This is a genomic window from Nocardiopsis quinghaiensis (assembly GCF_008638365.1).
In the GTDB taxonomy this organism is placed as follows: Bacteria; Actinomycetota; Actinomycetes; order Streptosporangiales; family Streptosporangiaceae; genus Nocardiopsis; species Nocardiopsis quinghaiensis.
In genome coordinates, this window is sequence record NZ_ML703342.1 from 40614 (window position 1) to 66656 (window position 26043).

The 26043-nt window shown below is 73.3% G+C and carries 23 protein-coding genes; 15 read left to right on the plus strand and 8 right to left on the minus strand.

The window, feature by feature from the left end:
• Positions 1 to 214 precede the first annotated feature (214 nt).
• The 8 genes from FYX01_RS04260 (at position 215) to FYX01_RS04295 (ending at position 11906) form a co-directional block, all read left to right on the plus strand.
• Positions 215 to 1480 carry an alanine racemase gene (locus tag FYX01_RS04260; protein WP_150237757.1) on the plus strand — a complete coding sequence of 422 codons (1266 nt, stop codon included), beginning with the start codon at positions 215 to 217 and terminating at the stop codon, positions 1478 to 1480.
• A 147-nt stretch (positions 1481 to 1627) separates the two neighbouring features.
• Positions 1628 to 2239, plus strand: coding sequence for a GNAT family N-acetyltransferase (locus FYX01_RS04265; RefSeq protein ID WP_223830303.1), 612 nt, complete (start codon positions 1628 to 1630; stop codon positions 2237 to 2239).
• Positions 2240 to 2429: 190 nt separating this feature from the next.
• Entirely contained in the window at positions 2430 to 3953 is a 1524-nt protein-coding gene (locus tag FYX01_RS04270) for a pyridoxal phosphate-dependent decarboxylase family protein (RefSeq protein WP_223830304.1), read from the plus strand.
• Positions 3950 to 5296 (plus strand): lysine N(6)-hydroxylase/L-ornithine N(5)-oxygenase family protein, encoded by a 1347-nt coding sequence (locus tag FYX01_RS04275; protein ID WP_150237760.1) that lies wholly within the window; start codon positions 3950 to 3952, stop codon positions 5294 to 5296. Before FYX01_RS04270 ends, FYX01_RS04275 begins: the two co-directional genes overlap by 4 nt.
• Positions 5293 to 6612, plus strand: coding sequence for an MFS transporter (locus FYX01_RS04280; RefSeq protein ID WP_150237762.1), 1320 nt, complete (start codon positions 5293 to 5295; stop codon positions 6610 to 6612). Before FYX01_RS04275 ends, FYX01_RS04280 begins: the two co-directional genes overlap by 4 nt.
• Positions 6605 to 8431: an IucA/IucC family protein gene (locus FYX01_RS04285; protein ID WP_150237764.1), complete on the plus strand. Its 1827-nt coding sequence runs from the start codon at positions 6605 to 6607 to the stop codon at positions 8429 to 8431. The genes FYX01_RS04280 and FYX01_RS04285 overlap by 8 nt, the downstream gene beginning before the upstream one ends.
• On the plus strand, positions 8428 to 10482 hold the full coding sequence (locus FYX01_RS04290; protein ID WP_223830305.1) for an IucA/IucC family protein: 2055 nt from the start codon (positions 8428 to 8430) through the stop codon (positions 10480 to 10482). Before FYX01_RS04285 ends, FYX01_RS04290 begins: the two co-directional genes overlap by 4 nt.
• Positions 10479 to 11906 (plus strand): glutamine synthetase family protein, encoded by a 1428-nt coding sequence (locus tag FYX01_RS04295; protein ID WP_150237765.1) that lies wholly within the window; start codon positions 10479 to 10481, stop codon positions 11904 to 11906. Before FYX01_RS04290 ends, FYX01_RS04295 begins: the two co-directional genes overlap by 4 nt.
• Before the next feature lie 144 nt (positions 11907 to 12050).
• On the opposite strand, the gene FYX01_RS04300 is transcribed toward FYX01_RS04295, so the two are convergent.
• The 4 genes from FYX01_RS04300 to menB all read right to left on the minus strand — a co-directional run bounded on the left by FYX01_RS04300 (position 12051) and on the right by menB (position 16761).
• Positions 12051 to 12887: a cupin domain-containing protein gene (locus FYX01_RS04300; RefSeq protein ID WP_150237767.1), complete on the minus strand. Its 837-nt coding sequence runs from the start codon at positions 12885 to 12887 to the stop codon at positions 12051 to 12053.
• 149 nt (positions 12888 to 13036) lie between these two features.
• The gene (menD, locus tag FYX01_RS04305) at positions 13037 to 14749 is read right to left on the minus strand and encodes a 2-succinyl-5-enolpyruvyl-6-hydroxy-3-cyclohexene-1-carboxylic-acid synthase (RefSeq protein ID WP_150237769.1); all 1713 of its coding nucleotides are present in this window, start codon (positions 14747 to 14749) and stop codon (positions 13037 to 13039) included.
• Positions 14750 to 14938: 189 nt separating this feature from the next.
• Positions 14939 to 15925 (minus strand): o-succinylbenzoate synthase, encoded by a 987-nt coding sequence (locus FYX01_RS04310; protein WP_150237770.1) that lies wholly within the window; start codon positions 15923 to 15925, stop codon positions 14939 to 14941.
• Complete coding sequence (menB, locus tag FYX01_RS04315; protein WP_150237771.1) at positions 15922 to 16761, minus strand: 1,4-dihydroxy-2-naphthoyl-CoA synthase; 840 nt, start codon at positions 16759 to 16761, stop codon at positions 15922 to 15924. The genes FYX01_RS04310 and menB overlap by 4 nt, the downstream gene beginning before the upstream one ends.
• A gap of 177 nt (positions 16762 to 16938) precedes the next feature.
• Here menB and FYX01_RS04320 point away from each other — a divergent pair, with 177 nt between their 5' ends.
• The 3 genes from FYX01_RS04320 to FYX01_RS04330 all read left to right on the plus strand — a co-directional run bounded on the left by FYX01_RS04320 (position 16939) and on the right by FYX01_RS04330 (position 20676).
• On the plus strand, positions 16939 to 18195 hold the full coding sequence (locus tag FYX01_RS04320; protein ID WP_150237774.1) for an AMP-binding protein: 1257 nt from the start codon (positions 16939 to 16941) through the stop codon (positions 18193 to 18195).
• A 565-nt stretch (positions 18196 to 18760) separates the two neighbouring features.
• Complete coding sequence (locus FYX01_RS04325) at positions 18761 to 20167, plus strand: sigma-70 family RNA polymerase sigma factor (protein WP_150237777.1); 1407 nt, start codon at positions 18761 to 18763, stop codon at positions 20165 to 20167.
• Between the two features lie 155 nt (positions 20168 to 20322).
• On the plus strand, positions 20323 to 20676 hold the full coding sequence (locus tag FYX01_RS04330; RefSeq protein ID WP_150237779.1) for a hypothetical protein: 354 nt from the start codon (positions 20323 to 20325) through the stop codon (positions 20674 to 20676).
• Between the two features lie 21 nt (positions 20677 to 20697).
• Here FYX01_RS04330 and FYX01_RS26000 read toward each other — a convergent pair whose 3' ends face one another.
• The 3 genes from FYX01_RS26000 to FYX01_RS04345 all read right to left on the minus strand — a co-directional run bounded on the left by FYX01_RS26000 (position 20698) and on the right by FYX01_RS04345 (position 22049).
• Complete coding sequence (locus FYX01_RS26000) at positions 20698 to 21066, minus strand: hypothetical protein (protein ID WP_190394170.1); 369 nt, start codon at positions 21064 to 21066, stop codon at positions 20698 to 20700.
• Between the two features lie 123 nt (positions 21067 to 21189).
• Positions 21190 to 21552 (minus strand): GntR family transcriptional regulator, encoded by a 363-nt coding sequence (locus tag FYX01_RS04340; RefSeq protein ID WP_150237783.1) that lies wholly within the window; start codon positions 21550 to 21552, stop codon positions 21190 to 21192.
• 110 nt (positions 21553 to 21662) lie between these two features.
• Positions 21663 to 22049, minus strand: a complete 387-nt coding sequence (locus FYX01_RS04345; protein ID WP_150237786.1) for a hypothetical protein — start codon at positions 22047 to 22049, stop codon at positions 21663 to 21665.
• A 144-nt stretch (positions 22050 to 22193) separates the two neighbouring features.
• On the opposite strand from FYX01_RS04345, the gene FYX01_RS04350 reads away from it, so the two are divergent.
• From FYX01_RS04350 to FYX01_RS04360, 3 genes are all read left to right on the plus strand, one after another.
• Entirely contained in the window at positions 22194 to 22850 is a 657-nt protein-coding gene (locus FYX01_RS04350) for a TetR/AcrR family transcriptional regulator (RefSeq protein ID WP_150237790.1), read from the plus strand.
• A 154-nt stretch (positions 22851 to 23004) separates the two neighbouring features.
• Entirely contained in the window at positions 23005 to 23817 is an 813-nt protein-coding gene (locus FYX01_RS04355) for a sporulation protein (RefSeq protein ID WP_150237792.1), read from the plus strand.
• A gap of 144 nt (positions 23818 to 23961) precedes the next feature.
• The gene (locus tag FYX01_RS04360; protein WP_150237794.1) at positions 23962 to 24747 is read left to right on the plus strand and encodes a sporulation protein; all 786 of its coding nucleotides are present in this window, start codon (positions 23962 to 23964) and stop codon (positions 24745 to 24747) included.
• Positions 24748 to 24868: 121 nt separating this feature from the next.
• Here the strand turns inward: FYX01_RS04360 and FYX01_RS04365 are convergent, their stop codons facing one another.
• Entirely contained in the window at positions 24869 to 25270 is a 402-nt protein-coding gene (locus FYX01_RS04365; protein WP_150237796.1) for a hypothetical protein, read from the minus strand.
• Positions 25271 to 25536: 266 nt separating this feature from the next.
• Between FYX01_RS04365 and FYX01_RS04370 the strand changes: the two genes are divergently transcribed.
• On the plus strand, positions 25537 to 25920 hold the full coding sequence (locus FYX01_RS04370) for a hypothetical protein (RefSeq protein ID WP_150237798.1): 384 nt from the start codon (positions 25537 to 25539) through the stop codon (positions 25918 to 25920).
• Positions 25921 to 26043 lie beyond the last annotated feature (123 nt).

The window sequence follows — 26043 nt, forward strand, 5'->3', positions numbered from 1 at the left end:
CGCCTCGCCCCGTGTGCGAGCGCCCCATAGGCGGGAACCCTCGGATCCTCCAGGACCCCGCCGGCGCCCGGACCACGCCCCCAGGGGCCGAGCCGGTGTTCCCACCACCGGGCGGTTCGGGACGGGACCCGTCAGTCGGGTTCCGTCCCCGTCGCCTGCCGTGTGCCGCGCACACGGCGTGTCCGACCCACCACGCTCACCGGAGGAATCCTCCATGGAACCGCCCCGCTCCTTCGAGCACACCCCCGCACTCCCCGCCGAACGGATCCCCGAGCGCGTGCGCCGGGCGGCCGTGGACCTGGCCGACGGCACCGGTTCCGGCTACGTCTACGACCCGGCGCTGGCCGCCGACCGGGTCCGCACGCTGCGCAAGGCGCTGCCCCCATGGGCCCGGGTCTACTTCGCGGTCAAGGCCAACGGCTTCGAGCCGGTGCTCTCCCACCTGGCCGAGGCGGTGGACGGGTTCGAGGCGGCCTCCCTGCACGAGGCGCGCACCGCCCTGGCCGTGCTGCGCACCCGGCGCGAGGAGGCCGGCGGGCGGATCGCGGTGAGCGGCCCGGGCAAGACCCCCGAACTGCTGTCGGGGCTGGCCCGCCTGCGCGTCGAGCGGGGCGCCGACGTGGTGGTCAACGCCGAGAGCGAGCTGGAGCTGTACCGCGTCTCGGCCGCGGCACGCGAGGCGGGCACGGTGCTGCCGGTGGCCCTGCGCGTCAACCCCGAGCACGTCCCGGTCAGCGGGGCACTGGTGATGGGCGGCACCCCGGGCCCGTTCGGTGTCCCCGAGCCCCTGGCCGCCGACGCCGTGCGCACGGCCCTGTCCCTGCCCGGGATCGACCTCGTGGGCTTCCACGTGCACGCGGTCAGCGGCAACACCGACGCCGCCGCGCACGCCGCCTACGTGCGCTGGTGCCTGGAGTGGGCGCGGCGGACGGCGGACGCGCACGGGGTGGACCTGCGTCTGGTGGACGTGGGCGGCGGTCTGGGCGTGCCCTTCGAGGAGGACGAGGACGACTTCGACCTGGAGGGGTTCGGCGCCGCCCTGGCGGAGCTGCCCGACCCGGGGGTGGAGGTGGTGCTGGAACCGGGGCGCTGGATCGCGGCCCCCACCGGCTGGTACGCGGCGCGGGTGACGGACGTGAAGTCGGCCTACGGCGGCTGCTTCGCGGTGGTGCGGGGAGGGATCAACCACTTCCAGCTCCCCACGTCCTGGGAGATCCGCCACAACTTCGCGGTGCTGGAGGGCGGTGCGTGGCCCGACGGGGTGCCCCGGCCGGGGGCGAGCGGGGAGTCGGTGACGGTGTGCGGGGAGCTGTGCACCCCCGAGGACGTGTTGGCCAGGGACGTGCGGGTGGAGTCCCTGCGTGCCGGTGACGTGCTGGTCTTCCCCAACGCCGGTGCCTACGGGCACGAGTTCGCCATGCCCGCGTTCCTGGCGCACCCGGCGGCGCCCCGCCTGACCGTGGACAGCCGCACGCCCTGACCGGTCGTGTGTCCTGGATCACTCCGAGCCCTACATACCTTGACATGATTAGGTAAGCCTGCCCTAATTTACTGCGGCTCCGGTGTGCGCCCCCGCGCACATCCGGGGTCCGCCGCAGAGTGCCCGCGTCCCGACGAAGGAGCCCCCGTGCCCGTGCCGCCCTCCACCACCGCCGCCACGACCGCGCCGACCGAACCGGCCGGATCCGTCACCGCCTGGAGGGTCGACAACCTCACCGGCGCCGACGTGCTGGCCGACCCCGCCCCCTGGACCGACGCCTACGAGACGGTCTACGCCGACGTCCTGCACCTGCCCGACCACAGCGCCCCGCCCTTCGCCGAGCGTCTGGCCTTCAGTGCGAACCGCCCGGGTTTCCGGCTCACCGCTTGCCATGTGGACGGCGAGCTGGCCGGATTCGCCTACGGCTACACCCTGCCGCCGACCACCGGCTGGTGGAACGGGTTCGTCCCGCTGCCGGGCGTGGACGCCGAGGACGTCACCGCCGAGCGCCCGGGCCGGACCTTCGCCATGTGCGAGGCGCTCGTGCACGCCCCCTTCCGCGGCAGCGGCATCGTGGAGCACTCGATGCCCTTCTTCCTCAGCGGACGCAAGGAGGAGCGCGCCGCCGGACTGGTGGCCGAGACCAACACCCACGCGCGGGACATCTTCCTGCGCAACGGCTGGCAGCACGTGGGCGACCTCGCCCCGCACCCGGGCTGGCGCGGGCACCACTGCCTGCTCATGCCGCTGCACGGCTGACGGCCCCACACTCCCTCCACACCGCGAAGGCCTCTCCCCCGCCGGGCCCGCGGCCCGGACACGCCCCTCGCCCGACTCCGCGCGCCCATGATCGACCACGGAAAACTGGAGCCCGACGCCCATGCCCATCACTCCGAGTGTTGACTCAGTCGCCACCGGCACCGGGGCGCCCGGCCCCCGTGCCTGTCCCGTGCCCACCAGCGCGGCGACACTGCTGGCCGACGGGCTCGCGGGAGCGCCCGGCGGACCGGCCACGGTCGCGGCCCTGGTCGAGGCGGCCACCCGCGCCCTGGCCGGGGCCTGCGCCGAACGCGAGGGCCCCCTCCCGGCCCAGACCCCGCGCCAGGTCGCCGACGCGGTCCGCGAGGCGCTCGGCCCCCTCGACGGCGCCGCTCCCCCGGGCCCCGGACACACCGTCGCCGCCGACGTCCTGACCCGGCTGACCCGTGCGCTCGCCGCCGGGGCCGCCGACCCCGCCCACCCCCGCTGCGCCGCACACCTGCACTGCCCGCCCCTGGCGGTGGCGGTGGCCGCCGACACCGTCGCCTCCGTCCTCAACCAGTCCCTGGACTCCTGGGACCAGGCGCCCGCCGCCACGGCCATGGAGACCCAGGTCGTCGCCGAACTCGCCGACCTCGTCGGCTACCGGGGCGAGCACGCGGGCGGCGTGGTCACCTCCGGCGGCACCGAGTCCAACCTCACCGCCCTGCTCCTGGCCCGCGACCACGCGCTCACCGCCTCCCCCGACCGCGACGCCAGCCGCCACGGTGTGGCCCGGGCCGCCGACGGAGCGCGTCCCCGCATCCTGTGCGGGAAGGTCGCGCACTTCTCGGTGCAGCGCTCGGCCGCCCTGCTGGGGCTGGGCGAGGACGCCGTGGTCACCGTCGAGGTCGACTCCCAGCACCGGATGCGCCCCGCCGCCCTGCGCGAGGCCCTGCTGCGCCTGCGCGCCGACGGGGACCTCCCGGTCGCCGTCGTGGCCACCGCCGGAACCACCGACCTGGGCGGCATCGACCCGCTGGGCGCCATCGCCCACATCGCCCGCGAGTTCGGCGTGTGGCTGCACGTGGACGCCGCCTACGGAGGCGGACTGCTCTTCTCCCGCCGCCTGCGCGGACTGCTCGCCGGGCTGGAACGGGCCGACTCGGTCAGCATGGACCTGCACAAACTCGGCTGGCAGCCCGTGGCGGCCGGGATCCTGCTCACCCGTGAGCGCGCGCTGTTCGCCCCGCTCTCGCGCTCGGTGGACTACCTCAACCCCACCGACGACGAGGAGGCTGGGTACCCCAGCCTGCTCGGCTACTCCCTGCGCACCACCCGCCGGGCCGACGTGTTCAAGATCGCCGTCACCCTGCGCGCCCTGGGCACGGACGGCCTGGGCCGCCTGGTGGACCTGTGCCGCGACCTGACCCTGCGCACCGCGGCCCACGTGGTCGGCGAACCCCGCCTGGTCCTGGCCGCCTCGCCCTCCCTGACCACCGTCGTGTTCCGCTACGACGCCGGTGAGCACAGCGACACCGTCAACGCCCGGCTGCGCCGACGCCTGCTGCGGGAGGGCCGGGCCGTGGTCGGACGCACCCAGGTCGAGGGCCGCGTGTGGCTCAAGCTCACCCTGCTCAACCCCGACACCACCCCGGACGACACCGCGTCCCTGCTCGCCGAGGTCGTCGCCGCGGGCGACGCCGAGGCCGCCGCCCTGAAGGAGTCCCGTTGACCTCCGCCCAGCCGACCAACGCCCCGCTCCCCCGCCCTGACGACGGCCGCGTGCACGACCTGGTGGGTGTGGGCCTGGGCCCGTTCAACCTGGCCCTGGCCGCGCTCGCCGACGCCCTCCCCGGCCTCAGCGCGCGTTTCCTGGAGGCGCGCCCCTCCTTCTCCTGGCACCCCGGCCTGCTGCTGGAGGGCGCCCGCCTGCAGGTGCCCTTCCTCGCCGACCTGGTCAGCCTGGTGGACCCCACCAGCCGGTGGTCGTTCCTGTCCTACCTGCACGAGCACGACCGGCTGTTCCCGTTCTACTTCTCCGAGCACTTCCACGTGCCCCGCCGCGAGTACGACGACTACTGCCGCTGGGTCGCCCACCGGCTTCCCTCCTGCCGCTTCGACGCCCGCGCCACCACCGTGCACCACCACGAGGGCGTGTTCACCGTGGAGTACGCCGACGCCCGGGGCACGCACTCCACCGTGCGCGGACGCGCGCTCGTGCTGGGCATCGGCACCGAACCGGTGCTGCCCGGACCGCTGGCCGACCTGGTGGGCGAGCGGGTCTTCCACGCCGCCGACTACCTGGACCGCGCCCCCGGCCTGGCCGGGCTGGGCGACGTGACCGTGCTGGGCTCGGGGCAGTCCGGCGCCGAGGTCTTCCTGGACCTGCTGCGCTCGCCCGCGCACCGCGACACGCAGGTGAACTGGCTGACCCGCTCCCAGGCGTTCGCGCCGATGGAGTACTCCAAGCTGGGGCTCGAACACTTCACCCCGGACTACACCCGCTACTTCCACACCCTCCCCCAGCACGTGAAGGACCGGGTGGTGCCCGAACAGTGGCAGCTGTACAAGGGCATCAGCGGTGACACCATCGCCGAGATCCACGACGTGCTCTACGAACGCGGTATCGCCGGGGCCCCGGTGGGCGCCTCCCTGCGTGCGCAGTGCGAACTGGTGGAGGCCCACGCCGACGGCGAGGGGCTCGTCCTGGTGTTCCACCACCGCGAGCAGGACCGGGACTTCACCGTGCGCACCGACGCGGTCGTCGCCGCCTCCGGCTACGCCCAGCGCAGCCCGGACTTCCTGACACCGGTGGCCAAACTGCTGCGGACCGACGCCCGGGGACGGCCGGTGATCGGCCAGGACCTGCGCCTGGCCACCGAGCCGGAGCTGACCGCGCCCATCCATGTGCAGAACGCCGAGCTGCACACGCACGGTGTCGGCGCCCCCGACCTGGGGCTGGGCGCCTGGCGGGCGGCCACCATCCTCAACAGCCTGACCGGACGCACCGCCTACCGCCTGCCCGCGCGAACGGCGTTCACGTCCTTCGGGGCCCCGGCCGGGGAGGGGCGGTGACCGACCCGGCCTTCCGCCGCCTGTACCTGCTCGTCATCCTGTTGCACCTGGTGGGGGACGTGGCGCTGAGCCCGTTCTATCCGCAGCTGTTCGAGCGGTTGTTCGGGGTCACCGACACCGCCGCGACCGGAACCTTCATCTGGGTGTGCCGGGCCGCCGCCCTGGCGGCCATGCCCCTGTGGGGCCTGGCCGCACGCCGCGCGCCCATGCGCACCCTGGTGGTGGGCGCGCTGGCGGTGGCGGCGGTGCTGGAACTGGTCCTGGCCGCCGCGCCGACGTACACGGTGTTCCTGGTGCTGTCAGCGACGCAGGTGGTGGTCACCATGGCCTTCACCCTGGCCTATCCGGCGTTCGTGGGCACCGGCCGCGACCGGCTGTGCGACGTGACGCTGTTCGCCTACGTGGTCAACGGCGGGGTCGTGGTGGCCACCGTCCTGGGCGCCGCCGTCATGGCCCTGCCCAACCCGCGCTACGGAATCGCGGCGTGCGCGCTGCTGTACGTGGCGCTGGCGGCGCTGTGCCACCGCCACCTGCCCCGCACGGCCGACCGCACGGCGATCGTCCCCGCTGCGAGCGAGGGGGCCGCCTCCGGCGGTACCGGGCACGAGGGCGCACGCGCGGACGGACACCCCGCCCCCGGGGCACCCGGAGGGGGCGCTCCCCCGGACAGCGCCCCCTCGGGCGGCGGAGCCGCACGCGCGGCCACGACCGCACTGGTGGCGGTGTGCGCGGCCGTGCTGGCCGCCGAGACCGCCCGCCTGGTGGTACGCCCCTTCTTCACCCTCTACGCGGAGGACGGCGGAACGGGCACCACGGCGGCGGCCGTGCTGTTCCTGCTGCCCCAGGCGACGGTGCTGGTGGTCCTCCCGCTGGCGCGCCGGGCGCACGCCCTGCTGGGCCGGGCCCTGCTGCCGACCGCCTGCCTAGTGGCCGCCCTGGGCCTGCTGGCGCAGTTCCTCGCCCCCGACCCGGTCCTGCTCGCCCTGGGGCGCGTGGCGTTCGGCGCCGGGCTGGGCCTGGGCCACGTCGCCCTGGACCTTCGGGTGTTCGAGGCCACCGGGGCACGCGGACCGGCCTTCTCGGCGGTGGCCACCGTGCGGGTGGGCGCGACCCTGATCAGCCCCGTGCTGGCCACCGCGCTGGCCGGGGCCGGCCTGGGACTGCCCCTGGCCGCGGGGGCCGCCCTGTTCGGCGTGCTCGCCCTCACCCTGGCCCTGCTGCCCGCGCATCCGCCTCCCAGCGCCACCGCCCCCGAACCCGAGCCCGCGCCACAGACCACGACCGCGCACCGGACGGAAGACACACAGCATGCCTGAGACCACACAGACCACCCACGCCGCCCACGAGGACGCCTCCACCGTGACCACCGACGCCGACACCTGGCGCCGCGCCGGACGGCGCCTGCTCGCCCACATGATCGGCGAGATGGCCTACGAGGAGATGGTCCTGCCCCGGCCCGAGCCCGGCGACGACGCCTGGACCCTGGCCGTGGACGGCGGGGTGGCCTACGCCTTCACCGCGCGCAGGGGCGGGTTCGGCTCCTGGCACGTGGACCCCGACTCCCTCACCCGCACCACCGACCGCGGCCGGGAGCCGGCCTGGGACCCCACCCTGTTCGTCACCGACGCCCAGAAGACCGTGGGCCTGCCGGGCGACTCCCTGGCCGAGGTGGTGCGCGACCTGATGGCCACGCACGCCGCCGACGCCCGCCTGACGGCCGCCTCCCCGGGCGCCGCCGCGTTGGCCGACCTGCCCTACGAGGACCTGGAGGGATACCAGACGGGGCACCCCTGCATCTTCGTCAACAAGGGACGCCTGGGCTTCTCCGCCGCCGACGCCGCCCGCTACACCCCCGAGGCGCGCGGCGCCTTCCACCTGGTGTGGATCGCCGTCCACCCCGACCTGGGCCGCTTCCAGGCGATGGCCGGGACCGACCGCGCCGGTCTGCTGGAGGGGGAGCTGGACGCCGACCAGCGCGCCGCGTTCGCCGAGCGGATCCGCGAGCGGGGCGGTGACCCCGACGCCTACCTGTGGTTGCCGGTGCACCCCTTCCAGTGGGACGAGGTCGTCGCCCCGCTGTTCGCCTCCGAGATCGCCCTGGGGCGCCTGGTGCGCCTGGGGCACAGCCGCGACCGCTACCGGCCCTTCCAGTCCATCCGCACCCTGATGAACCTGGACCGGCCCGACCGGCTCAACGTCAAAGTGCCCCTGATGATCCGCAACACCCTGGTGTGGCGCGGGCTGTCGGGCACCCAGACCGGGTGCGCCCCGCACACCAGCACCTGGCTGCGGGACCTGGCCGAGCGCGACGCGTTCTTCGAGCGGACAGGGGTGGCCATGCTCGCCGAGCGCGCCTCGGCCACCGTCCCCCACCCGGTGTTCGACCAGATGCCGCAGGCCCCCTACCGCTTCCACGAGCTGCTGGGCACCATCTGGCGCGAGCCGATCCACCACCACCTGGCCCCGGGCGAGCGCGCCCGCACCATGGCGTGCCTGCTGCTGGAGGGCGCCGACGGGCGCGCCCTGGCCACCGAGCTGGTGGAGCGCTCCGGGCTGGGCGCCGAGGAGTGGCTGCGCCGCTTCCTGGGCGCGCTGTTCCCGCCCGTGCTGCACTACCTGTACCGGTACGGGGCCTCCTTCACCCCGCACGGGGAGAACGTCGTGCTCGTCTTCGACGCCGACGAGGCCCCCGTGCGCATCGCGCTGAAGGACTTCGGCTCGGACGTGGAGCTGCTGCCCTTCGACCTGCCCGAGTACGCCGAGATCCCCGACCACGTACGTGCCGTGCTGCACCGGTGGAAGCCCGAGGAGCTGGCGCACTCGGTGCTCTCCGCGATCTGCGCCGGGCACCTGCGCTTCCTCGCCGACATCGTCCAGCGGCAGCTGGGCGTGCCCGGCGACCGACTGTGGGAACTGGCCCGCGAGCAGGTGCTGGCCTACCAGGAGCGCTTCCCCGAGCTGGCCGAGCGCTTCGCCTGGTTCGACCTGCTGGCCCCGAAGGTGGGCCGGGTCGCCCTGAACCGCGAGCAGCTGATGGGCGGCGGGTTCCACGAGCGCGCCGAACGCGACGCCGAGTTCGACGTCATGCACGGCCTGGTCGACAACCCGCTGGCCGCCCCGGAGGCCGGGCGGTGAGCCGCCCCGCGCTCGGCGACGGCGCGGCCGCGCCCGCCACCACCACGACCCCGGAGACACCGATGCACACCCACCCCGCCCCGGGCGCCGCGCCGGCCACGGCCCACGCCCCGGACACGGCCGACGGCCGGTCCGCCCCGACCCCCGCCCCGGCGGCGCACGCCGAGGAGTCCGCTCCGGTCACCGGCACCGCCGCGGACGGGAACGCGGCACCGCCGCCGCTGCCGGTGCCCTCCGAGCTGACCCGCGAGCACTGGCGCCGGGCCGGTGACCACCTGGCGGCCAAGATGCTCGCCGAGCTGTGCTTCGAGTACGCGCTGCGCCCCGAGCCCGGAGACGGGCCCTCCGGCCACGACGGCACCGGCCCCTGGCGTGCCCGCGTCCATCCCGGAGCCGCCTACCTGTTCCGGGGGCGGCGCACCACCATGGACGGCTGGAGGGTCGTGCCCGGCACCGCCCTGCGCGAGGCCGCCGACGGCACGACCGCGCCCGCCTCGCCCTTCGCCCTGCTGCGCGACCTGGGCACGGCCGGAACCGTGGACCCGGCGGTGGAGGCCTTCACCGTCGGGGAGCTGACCGCGACCCTGAGCTCCGACGCCCGCCTGGCCGAGTCCGCCACCACCAGCGCCGACCTGGCCGACCTGCCCCACGCCCACCTGGAGGGCCACCAGGGCGGCCACCCGTGGATCTTCGCCAACAAGGGCCGGGTGGGCTTCTCCGCCCGCGACCGGGCCCAGTACCCGCCCGAGGCCCTGCGGCCCGTCCGCCTGCCGTGGATCGCCGTGCACCGCTCCCTGGCCGAGCACCACGGCGTGCCCGGCCTGGACCAGGAGGCGCTGCTCGCCGGTGAGCTGGGCGCGGACCTGACCGCGCTGTTCACCCGGAGGCTGGAGGAGGCCGCCCGGCGCACCGGCGCCTGGGCCGCCGAGTTCGTGTGGCTGCCGGTCCACCCCTGGCAGTGGGACGAGGTGGTGGTGCCCCTGTTCGCCGCCGAACTCGCCGAGGGACTGATCGTGCCGCTGGGCGAGGCCGCCGACGACTACCTCCCCCAGCAGTCCATCCGCACCTTCACCAACCTCACCCGCCCCGACCGGCTCAACGTCAAGCTGTCCCTGGCCATCCTCAACACGATGGTCTACCGGGGCATCCCCACCGAGCTGTGCAGGGCCGCGCCCGCCAGCACCAGGTGGGTGCACGCCCTGTACGAGGGCGACGACTTCCTGTCCCGGCGGTGCCGGGTGATCCTGCCCGGCGAGGTCGCCGCCGTGGCCGTGCGCCACCCGGTCCTGGAGGACATCCCCGACGCCCCCTACCGGCACCGGCAACTCCTGGGCGCCCTGTGGCGCGAACCGGTCACCCAGCGGCTGGACCCGGGCGAGCGCGCCCGCACCCTGGCCGCGCTGCTGCACGTGGACGGCGGGGGAAGGGCGTTCACCGCCGAGCTGGTGGAGCGCTCGGGGCTGGACGCCGAGGAGTGGCTGCGCGCCCTGTTCCGCGCCGTCCTGCCGCCCGTCCTGCACCTGCTCTACCGGTACGGGCTGGCGTTCAACCCGCACGGCGAGAACGCCATCGTGGTCTACGACGACCGCGACCGCCCCGTACGGCTGGCGGTCAAGGACTTCGTGGACGACATGAAGCTGCTGGACACCGACCTGCCCGAGTACTCCGGCCTGCCCGCCGAGGCGCTGGGCGTACTGATGCGCTTCAACGCCGACGAGCTGACCTCCTCCATCGCCAAGTCCCTGTTCGTGGGCCACTTCCGCTACCTGGCACCTCTGGCCCAGGAACAGCTCGGGGTGGCAGAGGAGCGGTTCTGGGAACTGGTGCGCGCCGAGGTCGACCACTACCAGGGGGAGTTCCCCGAACTCGCCGACCGGTTCGCCCTGTTCGACCTCGCGGCGCCCTCCTTCGAGCGCGTGTGCCTGAACCGGGAGCGACTGCTGGGCGGCGGCTACCACGACCGGGCCGAACGCGACGCCGAGTTCCACATGGACGCCCCGCCCGTCCCCAACCCGCTGCACACCGCCGCCCGGACCGGGGAGCACGCGTGAGCCCGCTGATCGGAGACGACCTGCCGCCCCTGCGCGAGACCCTGCCGCCCGCCCCGCCACCGCCGCCCTTCCCCGTCCCGCTGGAGAGACTGCGCGAGGACGCGGCCACGGGAGCGGTCACCGACGTGATCGTGGCCCTGCCCGACCTGCAGGGCCGGGTGCAGGGCAGCCGCCTCAACCCGCGTGACTTCACCGACCGGGTGCTCTCACAGGGCTTCGGCGCATGCCTGTACCTGCTGGCCACCGACGTGGAGATGGAGTCGCGGCCGGGGTATGCCACCGACCCCTGGGGCGGCGGCCTGGGCGACTTCTCGATCGTGCCCGACCCCGACACGCTGCGCTACCTGCCCTGGGACCCGGGCACCGCCCTGGTCCTGGGCGACGCGCGCGACGCCGAGGGCCGACCGGTGCCGGTGGCGCCGCGCCAGGTGCTGCGGGCCCAGCTGGACCGGTTGGCCGAACGCGGCTGGCACGCCCTGGCCGGGACCGAGCTGGAGTTCCTGGTCTTTCGCGACTCCTACCAGGAGGCCTTCGAGGCCGACTACCGGAACCTGACCACCGCCACCCGGTTCAACTCCGACTACGCGCTGCCGGAGGTGACCGAGATCGACCCGCTCATGCGCCGCATCCGCACCGCGATGGAGCGCACCGGCATGACGGTGGAGTCCGCGCGCGGGGAGTGCCACCCGGGCCAGTACGAGATCGTGTTCCGCTACGGCGACGCCCTGCGCGCCTGCGACAACCACGTGGTGTACAAGGCGGGCGCCCGTGCGCTGGCCGCCCAGGCCGGGGCGGCGCTGACCTTCATGGCCAAGTTCGACGGGGGCGAGGGCAACTCCTGCCACGTGCACCTGTCGCTGCGCGACGGGACCGGCTCCCCGGTCTTCGCCGACGACGGCTCGGGCCGTTACGGCATGTCCAAGCACATGGAGCACTTCGTGGCCGGACAGCTGGCGTGCATGCGCGACTTCGCGCTGCTGTCCGCGCCCAACGTCAACTCCTTCAAGCGCCTCTCACCACAGGGGTACGCGCCCAACACGGTCTCCTGGGGGCTGGACAACCGCACGTGCCCGGTGCGGGTGGTGGGCTCGGGCGAGTCGGCGCGCATCGAGTTCCGGGTGCCGGGCGGGGACGCCAACCCCTACATGGCGGTGGCGGGGATCGTCGCGGCGGGGCTGCACGGCATCGACCACGCGCTGCCGCTGCCCGACCCGACCCCGGGTGACGCCTCGGCCGCGGACCTGCCCCGTCTGCCCGCCTCCCTGGAGGAGGCGGTGGTGGCCTGGGAGTCCAGCGAGGTCGCCCGGTCCTGCTTCGGCCCGGACGTGGTGCGCCACTACGCGGCCGCGGGCCGCGCGGAGCTGGCGGCGTTCTCGGCCTCGGTCACCGACTTCGAGCTCCGCCGGCACTTCGAACGCGGGTGAGGCCCACCGCTTCCCGCCGGGGCGGCCCGGCGGGAAGCGGCACGCCCCGCCACTCTCCAACGGCGCGCCGTGCCGGCCTCCCCGCACCCGCCCGCGACGCCCACCACCCGTGCAAGGGCCGGTGCCACGTCCGCGCACACTGGGTCACAGAGCCTGGAAGAAGCGCAGGCTGTCGCCCGCGTCGGCGATCTCCAGGTCATCGAACTCGAAGGCGGGCGAGGTGAAGCAGGTGGCCAGGGTCTCCTGCGCGGTGAGCGGGTGGGCCGTCTGCCAGGTCCCCGCCGGAACGACCACCTGAAGTTCCTGCCCCGCCTCGACGTGCGGTCCCAGGGTGTGCCGCTCCTCCTCCTCCGGAGAGGGCCCGGAGCCGCCGAGTGCGATGACGGCCGGACCCCCGCGGCCGAAGGACCACATCTGCGCCGAGCGCAGCCGGTGCCACCGGCACCGCTCCCCCGGCCCGAGCAGGAACTGGAGGGCCGAGGCCGTCTCGCGGTCGCCGTCGAAGCCCTCCGCGCGCGACCACACCCCACTGCGCCACAGTGAGCGGAACCAGCCGCCCTCCGGATGCGGGAACAGGTCCAAGGCCTCGGCCGTGGAGCCGCGCTGGTCCACTGCGGTGAACACACCGGGCGGCTCGCGGCGCAGATAGCGCACCCCCACCACGGCTTCACGCGGAATGGGTCCGTAGATGTGGGGGAAGAGCGTCGAATCGTCCACCTCGACGCGGTCGTCGTACCATCGCGCCGCGAACGCCGGGGAAGGGGCCTCCCACCGCACCTCGCAGGCCAGGCGCGCTGTGTCCACCACCAGCACACAGTAGGGCTCGGTGACCGAGCCGTAAAGGCTGTTGGCTACTGTCAGGACGGTGTTCTCGTCGGCGAAGGCGCGCACGAACCCGTCGGTGTGCAGGCTCTCCGCATCCAGGTCTCCGTCGCCGGACCGCCAGCGGGCCAGCTCCGTCATGTGCAGCACATAGTGCATTCCTCCACCTCGCCACACACGAATCGCCGGCGCCAGCGACCGAAGCCGCTCCTTGAACAGCCCCTTCCCCCGACGACACGCCAGCAATCCACCGCTTTGTCCCATGTTGGGTCAACAGGACCGGGCACGCGTGCCCGAAGGAGGAAGGTCTACAGCGCCTCGTCCACGGCGACGTCCACCGCGGCCTGCAGACGGCGGCGCAGCGCGGCGCTGTCGGTGCGGCGCGTGCACACCTCGATCACCCGCAGCCCCTCGCCCAGCAGGGCCTTGGGCAGGTCGGTGGCCCACTCCAGACGGGTGTAGGGCAGGTCGGCCACGGCCGCCACCCGTTCCATGGATATCCCGTGCGGAGTGCCGAACACCCTCTCGAAGTCGGGGTGCCCGGCCTGCTCCAGGCCGGAGAAGATCCCCCCGCCGTCGTTGTTGACCACCACGACCGCCAGGTCCGGGCGCGCCTCCCCGGGGCCGATGACCAGCCCGTTCTGGTCGTGCAGCACCGCGAGGTCGCCCAGCAGCGCGTAGGCCTGTCCCCCGGCACCGCTCTGGTGGGCCAGCGCGGCGCCGACCGCGGTGGAGACCGTCCCGTCGATGCCGCTCACCCCCCGGTTGCCGACCAGCCGCACTCCGCAGCGGGCGCGCATGGTCGCGTCCAGGTCGCGGATGGGCATACTGGACCCGGCGAAGAGCAGCGAACCGGCGGACAGGTGCGAGACCAGGTCACGGGCCAGACGGGGCTCGCTGAGCGTCTCCTCACCGTCCAGCACCGCGTCCAGCGCCGTCCGCGCCGCCGACTCGGCCCGCTCCCAGGTCCGCGACCAGTCGGTGCGCTGGGGCGAGTCGAAGTCCAGCCCGGCCGGGGGCGCGACGGCGGCCACCACGTCGGTGGCGGTGCGCGCCGGGTCGGAGAAGGAGTTGGGCAGGCTCGCGGCCGGATCGCCCACCGTTCCCGAACTGACCACCACGTGCCGCCCGGCCCTGCGCAGGAACGCCAGCGTCTGCCGGGACAGGTTGGGCCGCCCCACGCTCACCACCAGTTCCGGTGACGGCCCCGAGACCAGGCGCGGCGAGGCCAGTAGCTGCCGGTAGGTGGACACCGCGCCCACCCGGCGGGCGTTGGAGGTGGGCTCGGCCAGCAGCGGCCACCCGGTCAGCTCGGCCAACGCCAGGAACGGCACCGGATCGTAGTCGCCGTCACCGCACACGATCACGCCCCGCTCCACGGCGGGCAGTGTGAACGGAGCGGGTTCGACCACCGGCCCCGGACGGCTGATCCACGGTCTGCCGCCCTCGCGCCCCTCCAGCGGTTCGGGCCAGGGTTCCGTCCCGGCGTCGGGGGTCAGCGGGTCGCGGAAGGCCACGTTGAGGTGGACCGGACCCGGGCGCCCGCCCACCGCCGAACCCCAGGCGCGGCAGACCAGCGACCGCCAGTAGGCGGCCATGCCGGGCACCGGGTCGGGGGTGCCCACCTCGGCGAACATGCGTACCGCGCCGCCGTACAGGCCGATCTGGTCCACCGTCTGGTTGGCGCCGGTACCGCGCAGTTCCGGGGGCCGGTCCGCGGTCAGCACCAGCAGCGGCACCCCGCTCTCGCCGGCTTCCAGCACCGCCGGGTGGAAGTTGGCGGCCGCCGTGCCGGAGGTGCACACCACCGCGACCGGGCGCCGTGAGACCCGCGCCAGCCCCAGGGCGAGGAAGGACGCCGATCGCTCGTCGATACGCACGTGCACCCTGACGTCGGGATGGGCGACCAGGGCCAGGGCCAGCGGCGTCGAGCGCGACCCCGGTGCAACGACGGCCTCGGCCAGACCGCAGCGGATCAGCTCGTCGACCAGGACCCGCGCCAGGGCGGTGGACGGATTCATCAACACTCTCGATCGTCTCAATGTGTACTAAGTATCACCATGTGGACCCGCTCCCTACAGTCAACCCCCATCTGGAGCCCGGTGGGAACGAACATGACTGTTGACCACCACACATGTGCGTCGCATCCCCGCCCCTACCCGGACGCGTCCCGGCGCACCTCGGTGGAGCGGAGCGGAGGCCGTCCGGAGCTATCCGGCGCCGAAGACCTCGCCGGCGGCGGCGCAGGCCGCCTCGGCGCGGTCCCGCCACGCGGCGGGATCGACCTCCACCGCGCGCAGGCTCTCCTCCTCCACCTCCACCGGCCGCACGGACAGGAAGCCGCCCTCGGGCAGAAGCGGGTCGGCGGTGACGTCGGCGGTCAGCATCTGCATGGTGGCCAGACCGCAGGCGTGGGGCAGTTCCGGCAGGGCGGCGGCCAGGGCCACGCCCGCGGCCAGGCCCACCGAGGTCTCCACGGCGCTGGAGACCACCACCGGCAGGCCGCACGCCTCGGCCACGCGCAGCGCGGCGCGCACCCCGCCCAGCGGCTGGACCTTCAGGACCACGATGTCGGCGGCGTCGGCGGCGCGCACCCGCAGCGGGTCCTCGGCCCTGCGGATCGACTCGTCGGCGGCCACCGGCACCGACACCCGGCGGCGCACCGCGGCGAGCTCCTCCAGGGTGGCGCAGGGCTGCTCGACGTACTCCAGGCCGAACCGGTCGTCCAGCGCACGCACCATCCGCACGGCGGTGTCGGGGTCCCAGGCGCCGTTGGCGTCCACCCGCACCCTGCCCGAGGGGCCCAGGGCGTCGCGGACCGCCTCGACGCGGGCCAGGTCCTCGGCCTCCTCCTGCCCGCGCTCGGCCACCTTGACCTTGGCGGTGGCGCAGCCGCCCGCGGCGACGATCGCGTGGGCGCGCTCGGGGTCCACCGCGGGCACGGTCACGTTGACCGGCACCCGGTCACGGACCGGGGCGGGCCAGCCGCGCTGGGCGGCCTCCTGGCAGGCCGCCCACCAGCGGGCGCACTCGCGCGGCCCGTACTCGGCGAAGGGTGAGAACTCACCCCACCCTGCGGGCCCGCGCACGAGCATGCCCTCGCGGACGGTGACGCCGCGGAAGCGGTTGCGCAGGCCGATGGCGAAGGCACGCCCCCCGGCGGGAGTCCCCGCCGGGGCGGGTTCCACACGTGTCACGGGCGACGCGGGAACTTGTCGAACTCCGGGCGACGCTTCTCCTTGAACGCGTCGCGGCCCTCCTGGGCCTCCTCGCTCATGTAGTAGAGCATCGTCGCGTCGCCGGCGAACTGCTGCATCCCGGCGGCGCCGTCGCTGACGGCGTTGATGGCGCCCTTGACCATGCGCAGCGCCAGCGGCGACTTGTCCAGCATCTCGCGCGCCCAGGACACGGTCTCCCTCTCCAGGTCCTCCAGCGGCACCACGGTGTTGACCAGACCCATGTCCAGCGCCTCCTGGGCGCTGTACTGCCGGCACAGGTACCAGATCTCCCGGGCCTTCTTCAGGCCCACGGTCTGGGCGAGCAGCCAGGAGCCGTAGCCGCCGTCGAAGGAGCCGACCTTGGGCCCGGTCTGGCCGAACTTGGCGTTGTCGGCGGCGATGGTCAGGTCGCAGCAGACGTGGAGCACGTGGCCGCCGCCGACGCACCAGCCCGCGACCATGGCGACGACGGGCTTGGGCGTGCGGCGGATCTGCACCTGCAGGTCGAGCACGTTGAGGCGGCCGATGCCCTGGCGGGCCACGGCGTCGTCGCCCATGTAGCCGTCCTCGCCGCGGATCTTCTGGTCGCCGCCGGAGCAGAAAGCCTGGTCACCCGCGCCGGTGAAGACGATCACGCCGACCTCGGAGTCGTCGCGGGCGAGGTTGAAGGCCTCCTGGAGCTCGAACAGCGTCTGGGGCCGGAACGCGTTGTGCCGCTCGGGGCGGTTGATCGTGATCTTGGCGATACCCTCCGCGGTCTCGTAGATGATGTCGGAGTACTCGCCCGACCGCTGCCACTCGATCACGCTGTTCACGGCTGCTGCTTCTCCTCACGGGGACACTGGGGACGGCGCGGACGCACCCGGAAGGCGGCCACGTCCAAGCGCCAACCCTACGCATTGTGCCAGGCGGGCCGCCACGCGCGGGCACACCCCCGGGCCAGCCGGAACCGGGAGGTCCCGGGCCCTCCCGGCGGGCGTACCCTGTCGGTCGTGGCACGCGAGAAACAGGCCGGCGCTCCGGCGACACATCCCCCGTCCCACGGGGGGCGACCTCTCCAGGCGGTGCGCGGCCTGGCCCCCGAACACCTGGGCGATCTGCTGGCCCGAGCCCTGGAGGGGCGGGGACCAGCCCTGCTGCCGATCCCCGACGGGACCCCCGACGCTCGTGTTCACGAGCTGCTCACCGCGATGCGCCCGACCTGTCTGCGCACCCCCGACGGGGTCACCGAACTCGACGGAGCCGCCCCCGCGGGCGCGGACACCGCCCTGGTCGTCACCACCTCCGGCTCCACCGGCGCCCCCAAGGGCGTGGAGTTGTCCTCGGCCGCCCTGCGCTCGGCCGCCCGGGCGTCGGTGGCGCGTATCGGCGCCGCCCCCGGAGACGCGTGGCTGTGCGTACTGCCCGCCGGGCACATCTCGGGTATCCAGGTGATGACGCGTGCCCTGGCCACGGGTACCGAGGCGGTGCACGCGCCCTTCTCCGTGGAGGGGGTGGCGGAGCTGGCCCGGGAGCTGCGACCGCACGTGTCCCTGGTGCCCACCCAGCTGCGGCGGCTGCTGGAGGCCGGAGTGGACCCGTCGACGTTCGGGACCGTCCTGCTCGGCGGCGCCGCCGCCGAACCCGCGCTGCTGGAGGCCGCCCGGGCGGCCGGAGGCAGGGTGCTGACCACCTACGGCATGAGCGAGACCTGCGGGGGCTGCGTCTACGACGGCGTCCCGCTGCGGGGTGTGCGGGTGCGGGTGGACTCCGAGGCCCCCGGCGAACCCGGGCGGATCCTGCTGTCGGGACCGATGCTGTTGAGCGGCTACCGGCTCGCTCCCGGTGCCCAGGGCGATCCGGAGGCGCTGGCCACCGACGGCGAGGGGACCCGGTGGCTGCGTACCAACGACCTGGGGCGCCTGGACGGGGACGGGCGCCTGCGCGTGCTCGGCCGTGTGGACGAGGTGGTCAACACCGGCGGCCACAAGGTGGTGCCCGACCAGGTCAACGCCCTGCTGATGGAGCACCCGGCGGTGGCCGACTCGGTGGTGGTGGGCCGCCCCGATCCCGAGTGGGGTGAGAGGGTGAGCGCGGTCGTGGTGTCCGCCGACCCGGACGCGCCGCCGTCCCTGGAGCAACTGCGCTCGTGGGTACGCGAACGCCTGCCCTCCTACGCCGCCCCACGTGAGTTGGAGGTGCGCCGGGCCCTGCCGATGCTGGCCTCGGGCAAGCCCGACCTGGTGGCGCTGCGCGGCCCCCGCCCCTGACCCGGCAGCGGCCCCTCCCACCCTCCCCGGCACCCTCACCAGCGCCCTTCGGGGAAGGTTCGTGTACCGGTGCACTCCGAACACATGGGACCCTGGGGCGCGTCGGGTGCCGCGACCGACCCCGCGACCCCCGTGGACCACCGGTGCGACGCGAAGGCCCGGCCGACCCCCGCACGCACGGTCCCGGCCCGGTCGACGACGGCCGTGTCCGACAAAAGGGAGGGAACTTCCCAAAGCTCCCCGACGTCTACCTGAGTATCCGGTCTCGGCCCCTCTCCCAAGGAGGTCCGCAGTTGGCGACAGCCATCGGTCCACTCGCTCGTGCTCCTGCGCCCTCCTCCCCGCTGGGTCCGTCCCTCCATCCGAACCGGTTCCGGGCACGCTCCTTTACCCGCTTCCCGCCGCGTTTTGCCACTCTCGGGACAGTGATCCATACCACTTCGGCTGAGATCCAATCGAGACAGGGAACATTTGACTCCCTGACACGTTGGACATATTGGCGCGTCCAGTCGGCAGGAACCGCCCGCCGCGTGCCACACGCCTTGGAAGGGAGGGAGGTGCCCAGATGACGAGCACTGCCCCAGCCGCTTCGGCACCCACCGCCGAAGTCCCCGCTGACACCGCTCACAGCGATGGCGCGGCCGCGGACGCGACCCTGGCTGATCTGCTCACCCGCGGACGCGCGCAGGGACACCTGTCCCTCTCCGAACTGCGTACCGCTTTCTCCGAGGCCGGAGTCTCCGCTGGCGACGGCCGATCCATCCTGCGTGAACTCACCGAGAACGGAGTCCGTCTCGCCAACGGGGGCGACGACTCCACACCGGTGGCCGATCCTGACGCCGAGGACGACGTGCTGGAAGACACTCTCATCGCCACGGTGCCCGACACCGACGAGGCAATCAAGGCCGCATCCGGCAAGGCCGCGACGCGCAAGGGCCCCTCCACCCGGAGGAAGGCCCGCTCCACGCGGCGCGCCAAGACCGAGAACACCCAGGCCACCACCGACCCGGAGACCGGCGAGGCCGACCTCGACGACCAGTCCCCCGCCATGGGCGACTCGGTCCACACCTACCTCAAGGCCATCGGCCGACGTCAACTGCTCACCGCCGAGCAGGAAGTCGACCTGGCCAAACGCGTGGAGGCCGGACTCTACGCCGAGTACCGGCTCGGCAAGCACGGCGAGGTCGACGAGTCCTTCCCGCTGGCCCAGGCCGAGGTCGACGAGCTGGAGTGGGTGGCCGAGGACGGACGCAAGGCCAAGTCCCACATGCTGGAGGCCAACCTGCGCCTGGTGGTGTCGGTGGCCAAGAAGTACAGCGACCGGGGAATGTCGCTGCTCGACGTGGTCCAGGAGGGCAACCTCGGCCTGATCCGCGCCGTGGAGAAGTTCGACTACACCAAGGGCTTCAAGTTCTCCACCTACGCCATGTGGTGGATCCGCCAGGCCATACAGCGTGGTTTCGCCGACTCGGCGCGCACCATCCGCCTGCCCGTGCACGTCCTGGAGCTCCTGAGCAAGGTGAGCCGCCTGGAGCGCGACATGCACCAGGCGCTGGGCCGCGAGCCCACCCCGGAGGAACTGGGCCTGGAGCTGGACAAGACCCCGACCCAGATCGAGGAGCTGCTGCGGGTCACCCGCCAGCCCATCAGCCTGGACTCCACCATCGGCGAGGACGGCGAGACCCGCATCGGCGACCTCATCGAGGACGTGGACGCCTCGGAGGCCTCCGAGGTGGTGGACCGCCAGCTCATGGCCGACCAGCTGCGCAACGCGCTGTCGGACCTGGAGCCGCGCGAGGCCACCATCATGTCCCTGCGCTTCGGCCTGATGGACGGGCGCCCGCGCACCCTGGACGAGATCGGCAAGCACCTGGGCCTGACCCGTGAGCGCATCCGTCAGCTGGAGAAGCAGTCGCTGTCCAAGCTGCGCCACCCCAGCCGCGCCCAGCAGCTGCTGGACTTCGCCAGCTAGAGGCTCGGCCGGACCGGGCACCGGGGCCGCTCCCAGACGGGGGCGGCCCCGAGCCGTGTCCGCGAGGCGTCGATCGCCTCGGGGAAACCCTGGTTCGTCCCTGGTATCGCGCTCGTGACCTCCCGCGGGCGGCACGGCGGTGCCAGGATGGGGGCATGACGAACCATCCCCCGCGCCAGCGGGACGACGAGGTCGCCGCCGCACTGCACGCCAGCCGTGAACTCGGCCCCGAGTACGACGAAGCCGTGGCCGCCTCCCTTGTCGAGCGGATCGACGACACCATCGCCGAGCGCGTCCGCCACCACATGGCCGCACAGGGCGGGGCCGCGCCGGCCAAGGCCGGAATGCCCTCCAACACCGTGCGCTTCGTGCTCTCCCTGGTGTGCCTGGGCGTCAGCATCCCCATCTCCGGCATCACCGCCGCCCTGGGCAACCCCGCCGCCCTGCCGCTGGTGTGGCTCGGACTGATCGTGTTCTACCTCGTATCGGTCGTCGGCCTGCGCCGCTGACCTCCGGACCGGCCGGACCGCTCAGCCGAGGACCAGGAACAGCAGCGCGGCGACCAGCCCCAGCAGGACCAGGACGACGGCCACCCGCGCGATGACCGCGCCGGGACGTGGCCGGTAGAGGCCGCGGTTGTCCTCCTCGTAGGAGCGCACACGGCGGTCACCCGCGTAGGCGACCATGTGGTCGTCGTCGTCGCCATCGTGGTACCAGTCGTCGCGCCGCCGGTTGCCGCTCAGCTCCGGCCTGACCTCGGGACGCTTCCGGCGCCCGCCCGGGCCCCACTCCGCGCCGCGGCCCGGGACGCTCCCTCCGGCACCGCCGCGGCCCCCAGCGCGCGAGGACGCGCCGCCCGACGGGCTTCCTCCCGCTCGTCCACCAGTTCCCTTGCCCATCGGCGCCTCCCTCGGTGCGCGCGCCGCCCGGGGTGGCGGCACGCCTTCCGACGGTAGCCGCAACGCGCGTCGTTCAGCAGGGGTGGAAGCCGACCGGTAACGGCCACCACGGGTGGGAACGGATCAGCTCCCGAGCGCCGCGCGCAGGATCTCCACGGCCTCGTCGTGGTCCAGGCCCACCCGCGAGATCACCTCGGCGTAGGCACGTGCGGCGGCCAGGGCCTCGGCGCGCTGGTCGTCACCGCTCGCGGCCACGAAGGTGCCCGAGCGGCCCCGGGTCTCGACCACCCCGGCCTGCTCCAGCTCCCGGTAGGCACGCGCCACCGTGTTCACCGCCACCGACAGCTGACCCGCCAACGCGCGCACCGTCGGCAGCCGGTAGCCCACCGGCAGTTCGCCGTTGGCGGCCGCGATCGCCACGATCGACCTGATCTGCTCGTAGGGCGGTACCTTCGACGTCGGATCGATGCGGATGAAATCCGCCATCTGTTACTGCGCTCCCCACTCACCTGCTGCGGTGTCCGGCCCCGGGACGGGCCGAACACCAACCTACCGCGTGTGGGCCGCACCGCGACTACGCACCGTGGCCGGCAGGTTCACGCGGCTCGGGGCGGCACCCGCTGGATCCCGTGCAGACGGTGGGTCTCCCGAGCGGTGAGCAGCCGTTCGGCCGTCTGCGTGGCCTCACGCACCTCCGGACGGGCCAGCCGCTTGCGCCGGTAGATCCGGTCCACGTACCCCTTGGGCCCCACCAGTGTCCGTTCCCTGGCGTAGGCGGCCCGCATCGCCTCGGTCAGCGCCTCGTCCAGGGCCACCCCGCGCTGGTGGAGCTCCTCCACCGGTGCGTTCCACTCGCGTGCCTGGTCCAGTGCCTCCTGCGCCTCGGCCACCGCACGCAGGAGTTCGGGCAGCCCCTCAGCCAGGTTCCGGTCGGCCTCCAGCCTCTGACGCGCCTGTGTCGTGCTCTGCTTGGCAAGTCCCATGTGTGCGCTCCGTACACGCGAATCGGTGTTCGGGGCCACTCTAGAGGTGACGAATATCATCTGGCGACCCGGGCCGTGCGTCGGTGGTGGCCGCCCGTTCCCGCATCTGCCACCTTTACGGCGTACTCCCTCGAAAGGACCACTGTGAGCAGGAACTACGCCGGACTCAGTCGCGAGCGCATCATCCTCGAAGCCCTGCACATCATCGCCGGACGCGGGCTGGGCGGACTGTCCATGCGCCGCCTGGGCGACGCCCTGGAGGTGGAGGCCATGGCCATCTACCACCACTTCCCCCTGGGCAAGGAGCAACTGTTCAACGCCATCGCCGCCTACGTGGCCTCTCCCGCGCCCAGCGGCACCGTCCCCACCGAACCCGGTGAGGAACCCGGGGAGGAACCCGGGGAGGAGGCCGGCGAGGACTCCGACGGCCAGGCGCCGGAGGCCGAGGAGGCCGAGGACAACCGGCCCTGGGACGTGCGCCTGACCGACTGGGCCCACGCCTACCGCGCCCGCCTGCTGGAGTTCTCCGGCGCACTGTCCCTGCTGGTGCACCGCGCCCCGCACACCCCCAGCACCGACGCCACCCGCGCCCTGATGCACCGCGCCCTGGCCGAGGCCGGCCTGTCCGGTGACGAGGTGGAGCGCGCCGCCGACGCCGTGCACTCCTACTGCGTCGGCGCGGTCGTGCACCAGGTCCGCCACCAGGACGAGGAAGGTGCTCCCGACGCCGCCGAGGCCGAGGCCCGTTTCGGCTTCGGGCTGCGCGCCCTGATGCGCGGACTGTCCCCGCGCAGCGGCTGAGACCGGAGAAAGCACGGAAAACTCCACGGATGCCGAAACCGGTGAGGCCGGCGCCGCGTCCTACCGACACAGCGCCGGATCCCCCACCGCCCCCAACCGGTCCCACAAGCTCGCACCCCTGGCGCTCGGGTAGGGACCTAGGCAGGAGAACGCTGTGATCCTCAAGCGCATGCTCGCCAGTGTCGGCATCGGCGGTACCACCGTGGAGACCACCCTGGACGACGACACCGTCCAGCCGGGCGGTACCGTCACCGGCACCCTCAGGGTCACCGGGGGCAGGGTCGCCCAGACGCTGGAGGGCGTCAGCGTCGGTCTTCGCGCCAACGTGGAGAAGGAGTACGAGTACGAGGACTCCGAGGGCGAGACGCACTCGGGCGAGTACACCATCGACGTGGTCGTCGCCGAGCAGACGGTCATCGACGAGGAGACGGAACTGGGACCCGAGCAGGAGTTCGAGCTTCCCTTCGAGATGACCGTCCCCATGGAGGCGCCCATCACCTCCGTCGCAGGCACGCACGTCCTGGACAACGTGGGCCTCAACACCCGCCTGCACGTGGACAAGGCCCTGGACCGCAAGGACGTGGACCCGCTGCTCATCGAGCCCCTTCCGGCCCAGGCCGCGGTCCTGGAGGCGCTGCACGCGCTGGGCTTCGGCCTGAAGGGCGTCGACCTGGAGAAGGGCAACATTCCCGGCACCCGCCAGAAGCTGCCCTTCTACCAGGAGTTCGAGTACTCCGCCGCAGGCCGGTACGAGGGCCTGAACTCGCTGGAGTTGACCTTCCTCACCGACGACGACGGTGTGGACGTGGTGCTGGAGCTGGACAAGAAACCCGGCGTCCTCTTCGGCGAGGGCGGTGACACCCTCCTGCGCCTGAGCATCGAGCACGAGGACACCGACCCCGAGGAGATCGCGGCCAAGCTCCACGAATGGGTCCACGCCATCGCCGGCGAGCGCGGCCTGTTCTAGACGAGCGCCCGGGCACCACTGAACCCGGGCGCCCACACTGATGCGGCCGGCCGACCCCACGGACACGGCCGCGTCCCCAGAATCCGGGTGCCCCTGCCATCCCCGAAGTCCCGGCCACGCACCCACCGGGAAGAGGAAGTATCTATGGTCATCAAGCGCCTGCTCGCCGGTATCGGATTCGGCGGAGCCTCGGTGGAAACCTCCCTGGACTCGTCCGTGACCGCCCCCGGCGGCTCCCTGCGAGGCATCGTCGTCATCGAGGGCGGTGACGTCGAGCAGCGGATCGAGCAGCTCACCGTCGGTCTCCAGGCCCGGGTCGAGTCCGAGATCGGCGACCAGGAGGTCAACAGTGACATGGAGTTCCAGCGCGTACGCCTGGGCGAGGGGGCGACCCTGGTCCCGGGGCAGCGCTTCCAGGTGCCCTTCGAGCTCTTCGTCCCCTGGGAGACCCCCCTCACCAACCACCACGGCCGCCACCTGCACCACATGAACATCGGTGTCAACACCCGCCTGCACGTGGCGAACGCGGTCGACCCGGGGGACCTGGACCCGGTGGGCGTCGAACCGCTCCCGACGCAGGCCGCGGTGCTGGACTCACTGCTCTCGCTGGGGTTCACCTTCAAGCACGCCGACCTGGAGCGGGGCCGCATCGCCCACACCAGGCAGCGGCTGCCCTTCTACCAGGAGATCGAGTTCTACTCGCCCAGCCGTTACCAGGGCCTGAAAGAGCTGGAGCTGTCCCTGGTCACCGACGAGCACGGCATGGACGTGGTGCTGGAACTGGACAAGAAGCCGGGCCTGCTCTTCTCCGAGGGCCGCGACACCTTCCACCGTTTCACCGTGAACCACCACGACGGTGCCGGACGTGACTGGACGGGCTACCTGCACCAGTGGCTCGACTCCCTGGCGGGCCGCAGGGAACTGTTCTGACCCCGACGGGCCCGGTGGGAGCGGGCGCCCGCTCCCACCGGGCCCCGGGCGCCTGGCGGAGCCGCTCCACGGAGTCCTCCCGCCCGGACGGAGCACCGCGCTGGTCGACGTGGTCCTCCTGTCAACCGGTGTTGCCGACGCCGCCGTGAATGGTGTGGGCCTGCACCGCGGTCCCGGACACGTCGCCGATGATGGTGTTGGACACCCCGCCCTCGGCGACCCGGCCGCCCCGTTGGCCGGCCAGGGTCCGGGCCAGCTCACGCAGGGCCGCTGCGGCGTGGGGGTCGGCCTCCACCAGCCGGCGCAGCTTGGTCCTCCACTCGCCGATGGCCTCCTCGGCCAGTTCCGGCCGCTGGAGCAGTTCGCCTCGGCTCAGTTCCAGCTCGGCGTCCACCGCCCTGTGGGCTTGGGAGGACAGGGCGGTGCACGCCTGCCGTACCCGGGCCCAGGACTGGTCGTCGCTGGTGGCCATGGCGTTGACCAGAAGAGCGGTCGCCCGCTCCAGCAGTGCCGTGTCGGTCATGGGGGTACCTGCCTCACACCGTGGGACCAGGGGACGCTCCCCCGCCGTGGGGAAGCCCGTACAGACAGGACACGTTAGCCAAGCCCGCGGTCGTCTACGCCTCCTTTCACCACGCCGCACACCTGTGACCGGAACCGGCCACCGGGAGCGTTCGGGGAGCTTGCCCGGCTCGCGGGCCCGGACCTGCTTCGGACGGCCGTCCTCGGGCGCCTGCGGTTCGGGCGAACCGCCTACCCGCGCCCCACCGGGCAGGGCACAATGTCCGCATGCGTTGGCTGTGGGTGTGGCTTCTGGTGTCGGTGACGGTCGTGCTCGGGGGCGCCTGGGTCCTGTTCCGGTTCCTCGTGGACCTGAACCAGCTCTCCCAGCTGTCCGGAGTCGGGTCGCTGGCCGCGGGCGTGGGAGCGTTGGCGACGGCCGTGTGGACGGCACGCCGAGCCTCCGCCGCGGACGACGGCGGGACCGCCTCCACGCCCACCCCGAGGAACAGTGGAACGACCAACACGGTGACCGGGAACGTGTCGGGCACCCTCATCCAGGCGCACACGATCGAGGGCGGGGTGGGCGACACCTCCCACGACCCGGTGGCCGACGGACACGAGGGCGCCCGGGATTCCGAGCGCGGGCGGAAACGACGCCACGACGGCTAGATGTACTGACCACAGAGGTTGGTAACACCCACCCGGCTGACACACACAAAGAGGGCCTCCGGTATCGGTGTGGATTGCGACGTCTACACCAACCACCAGGAGGCCCTCGATGCCCCACACTAC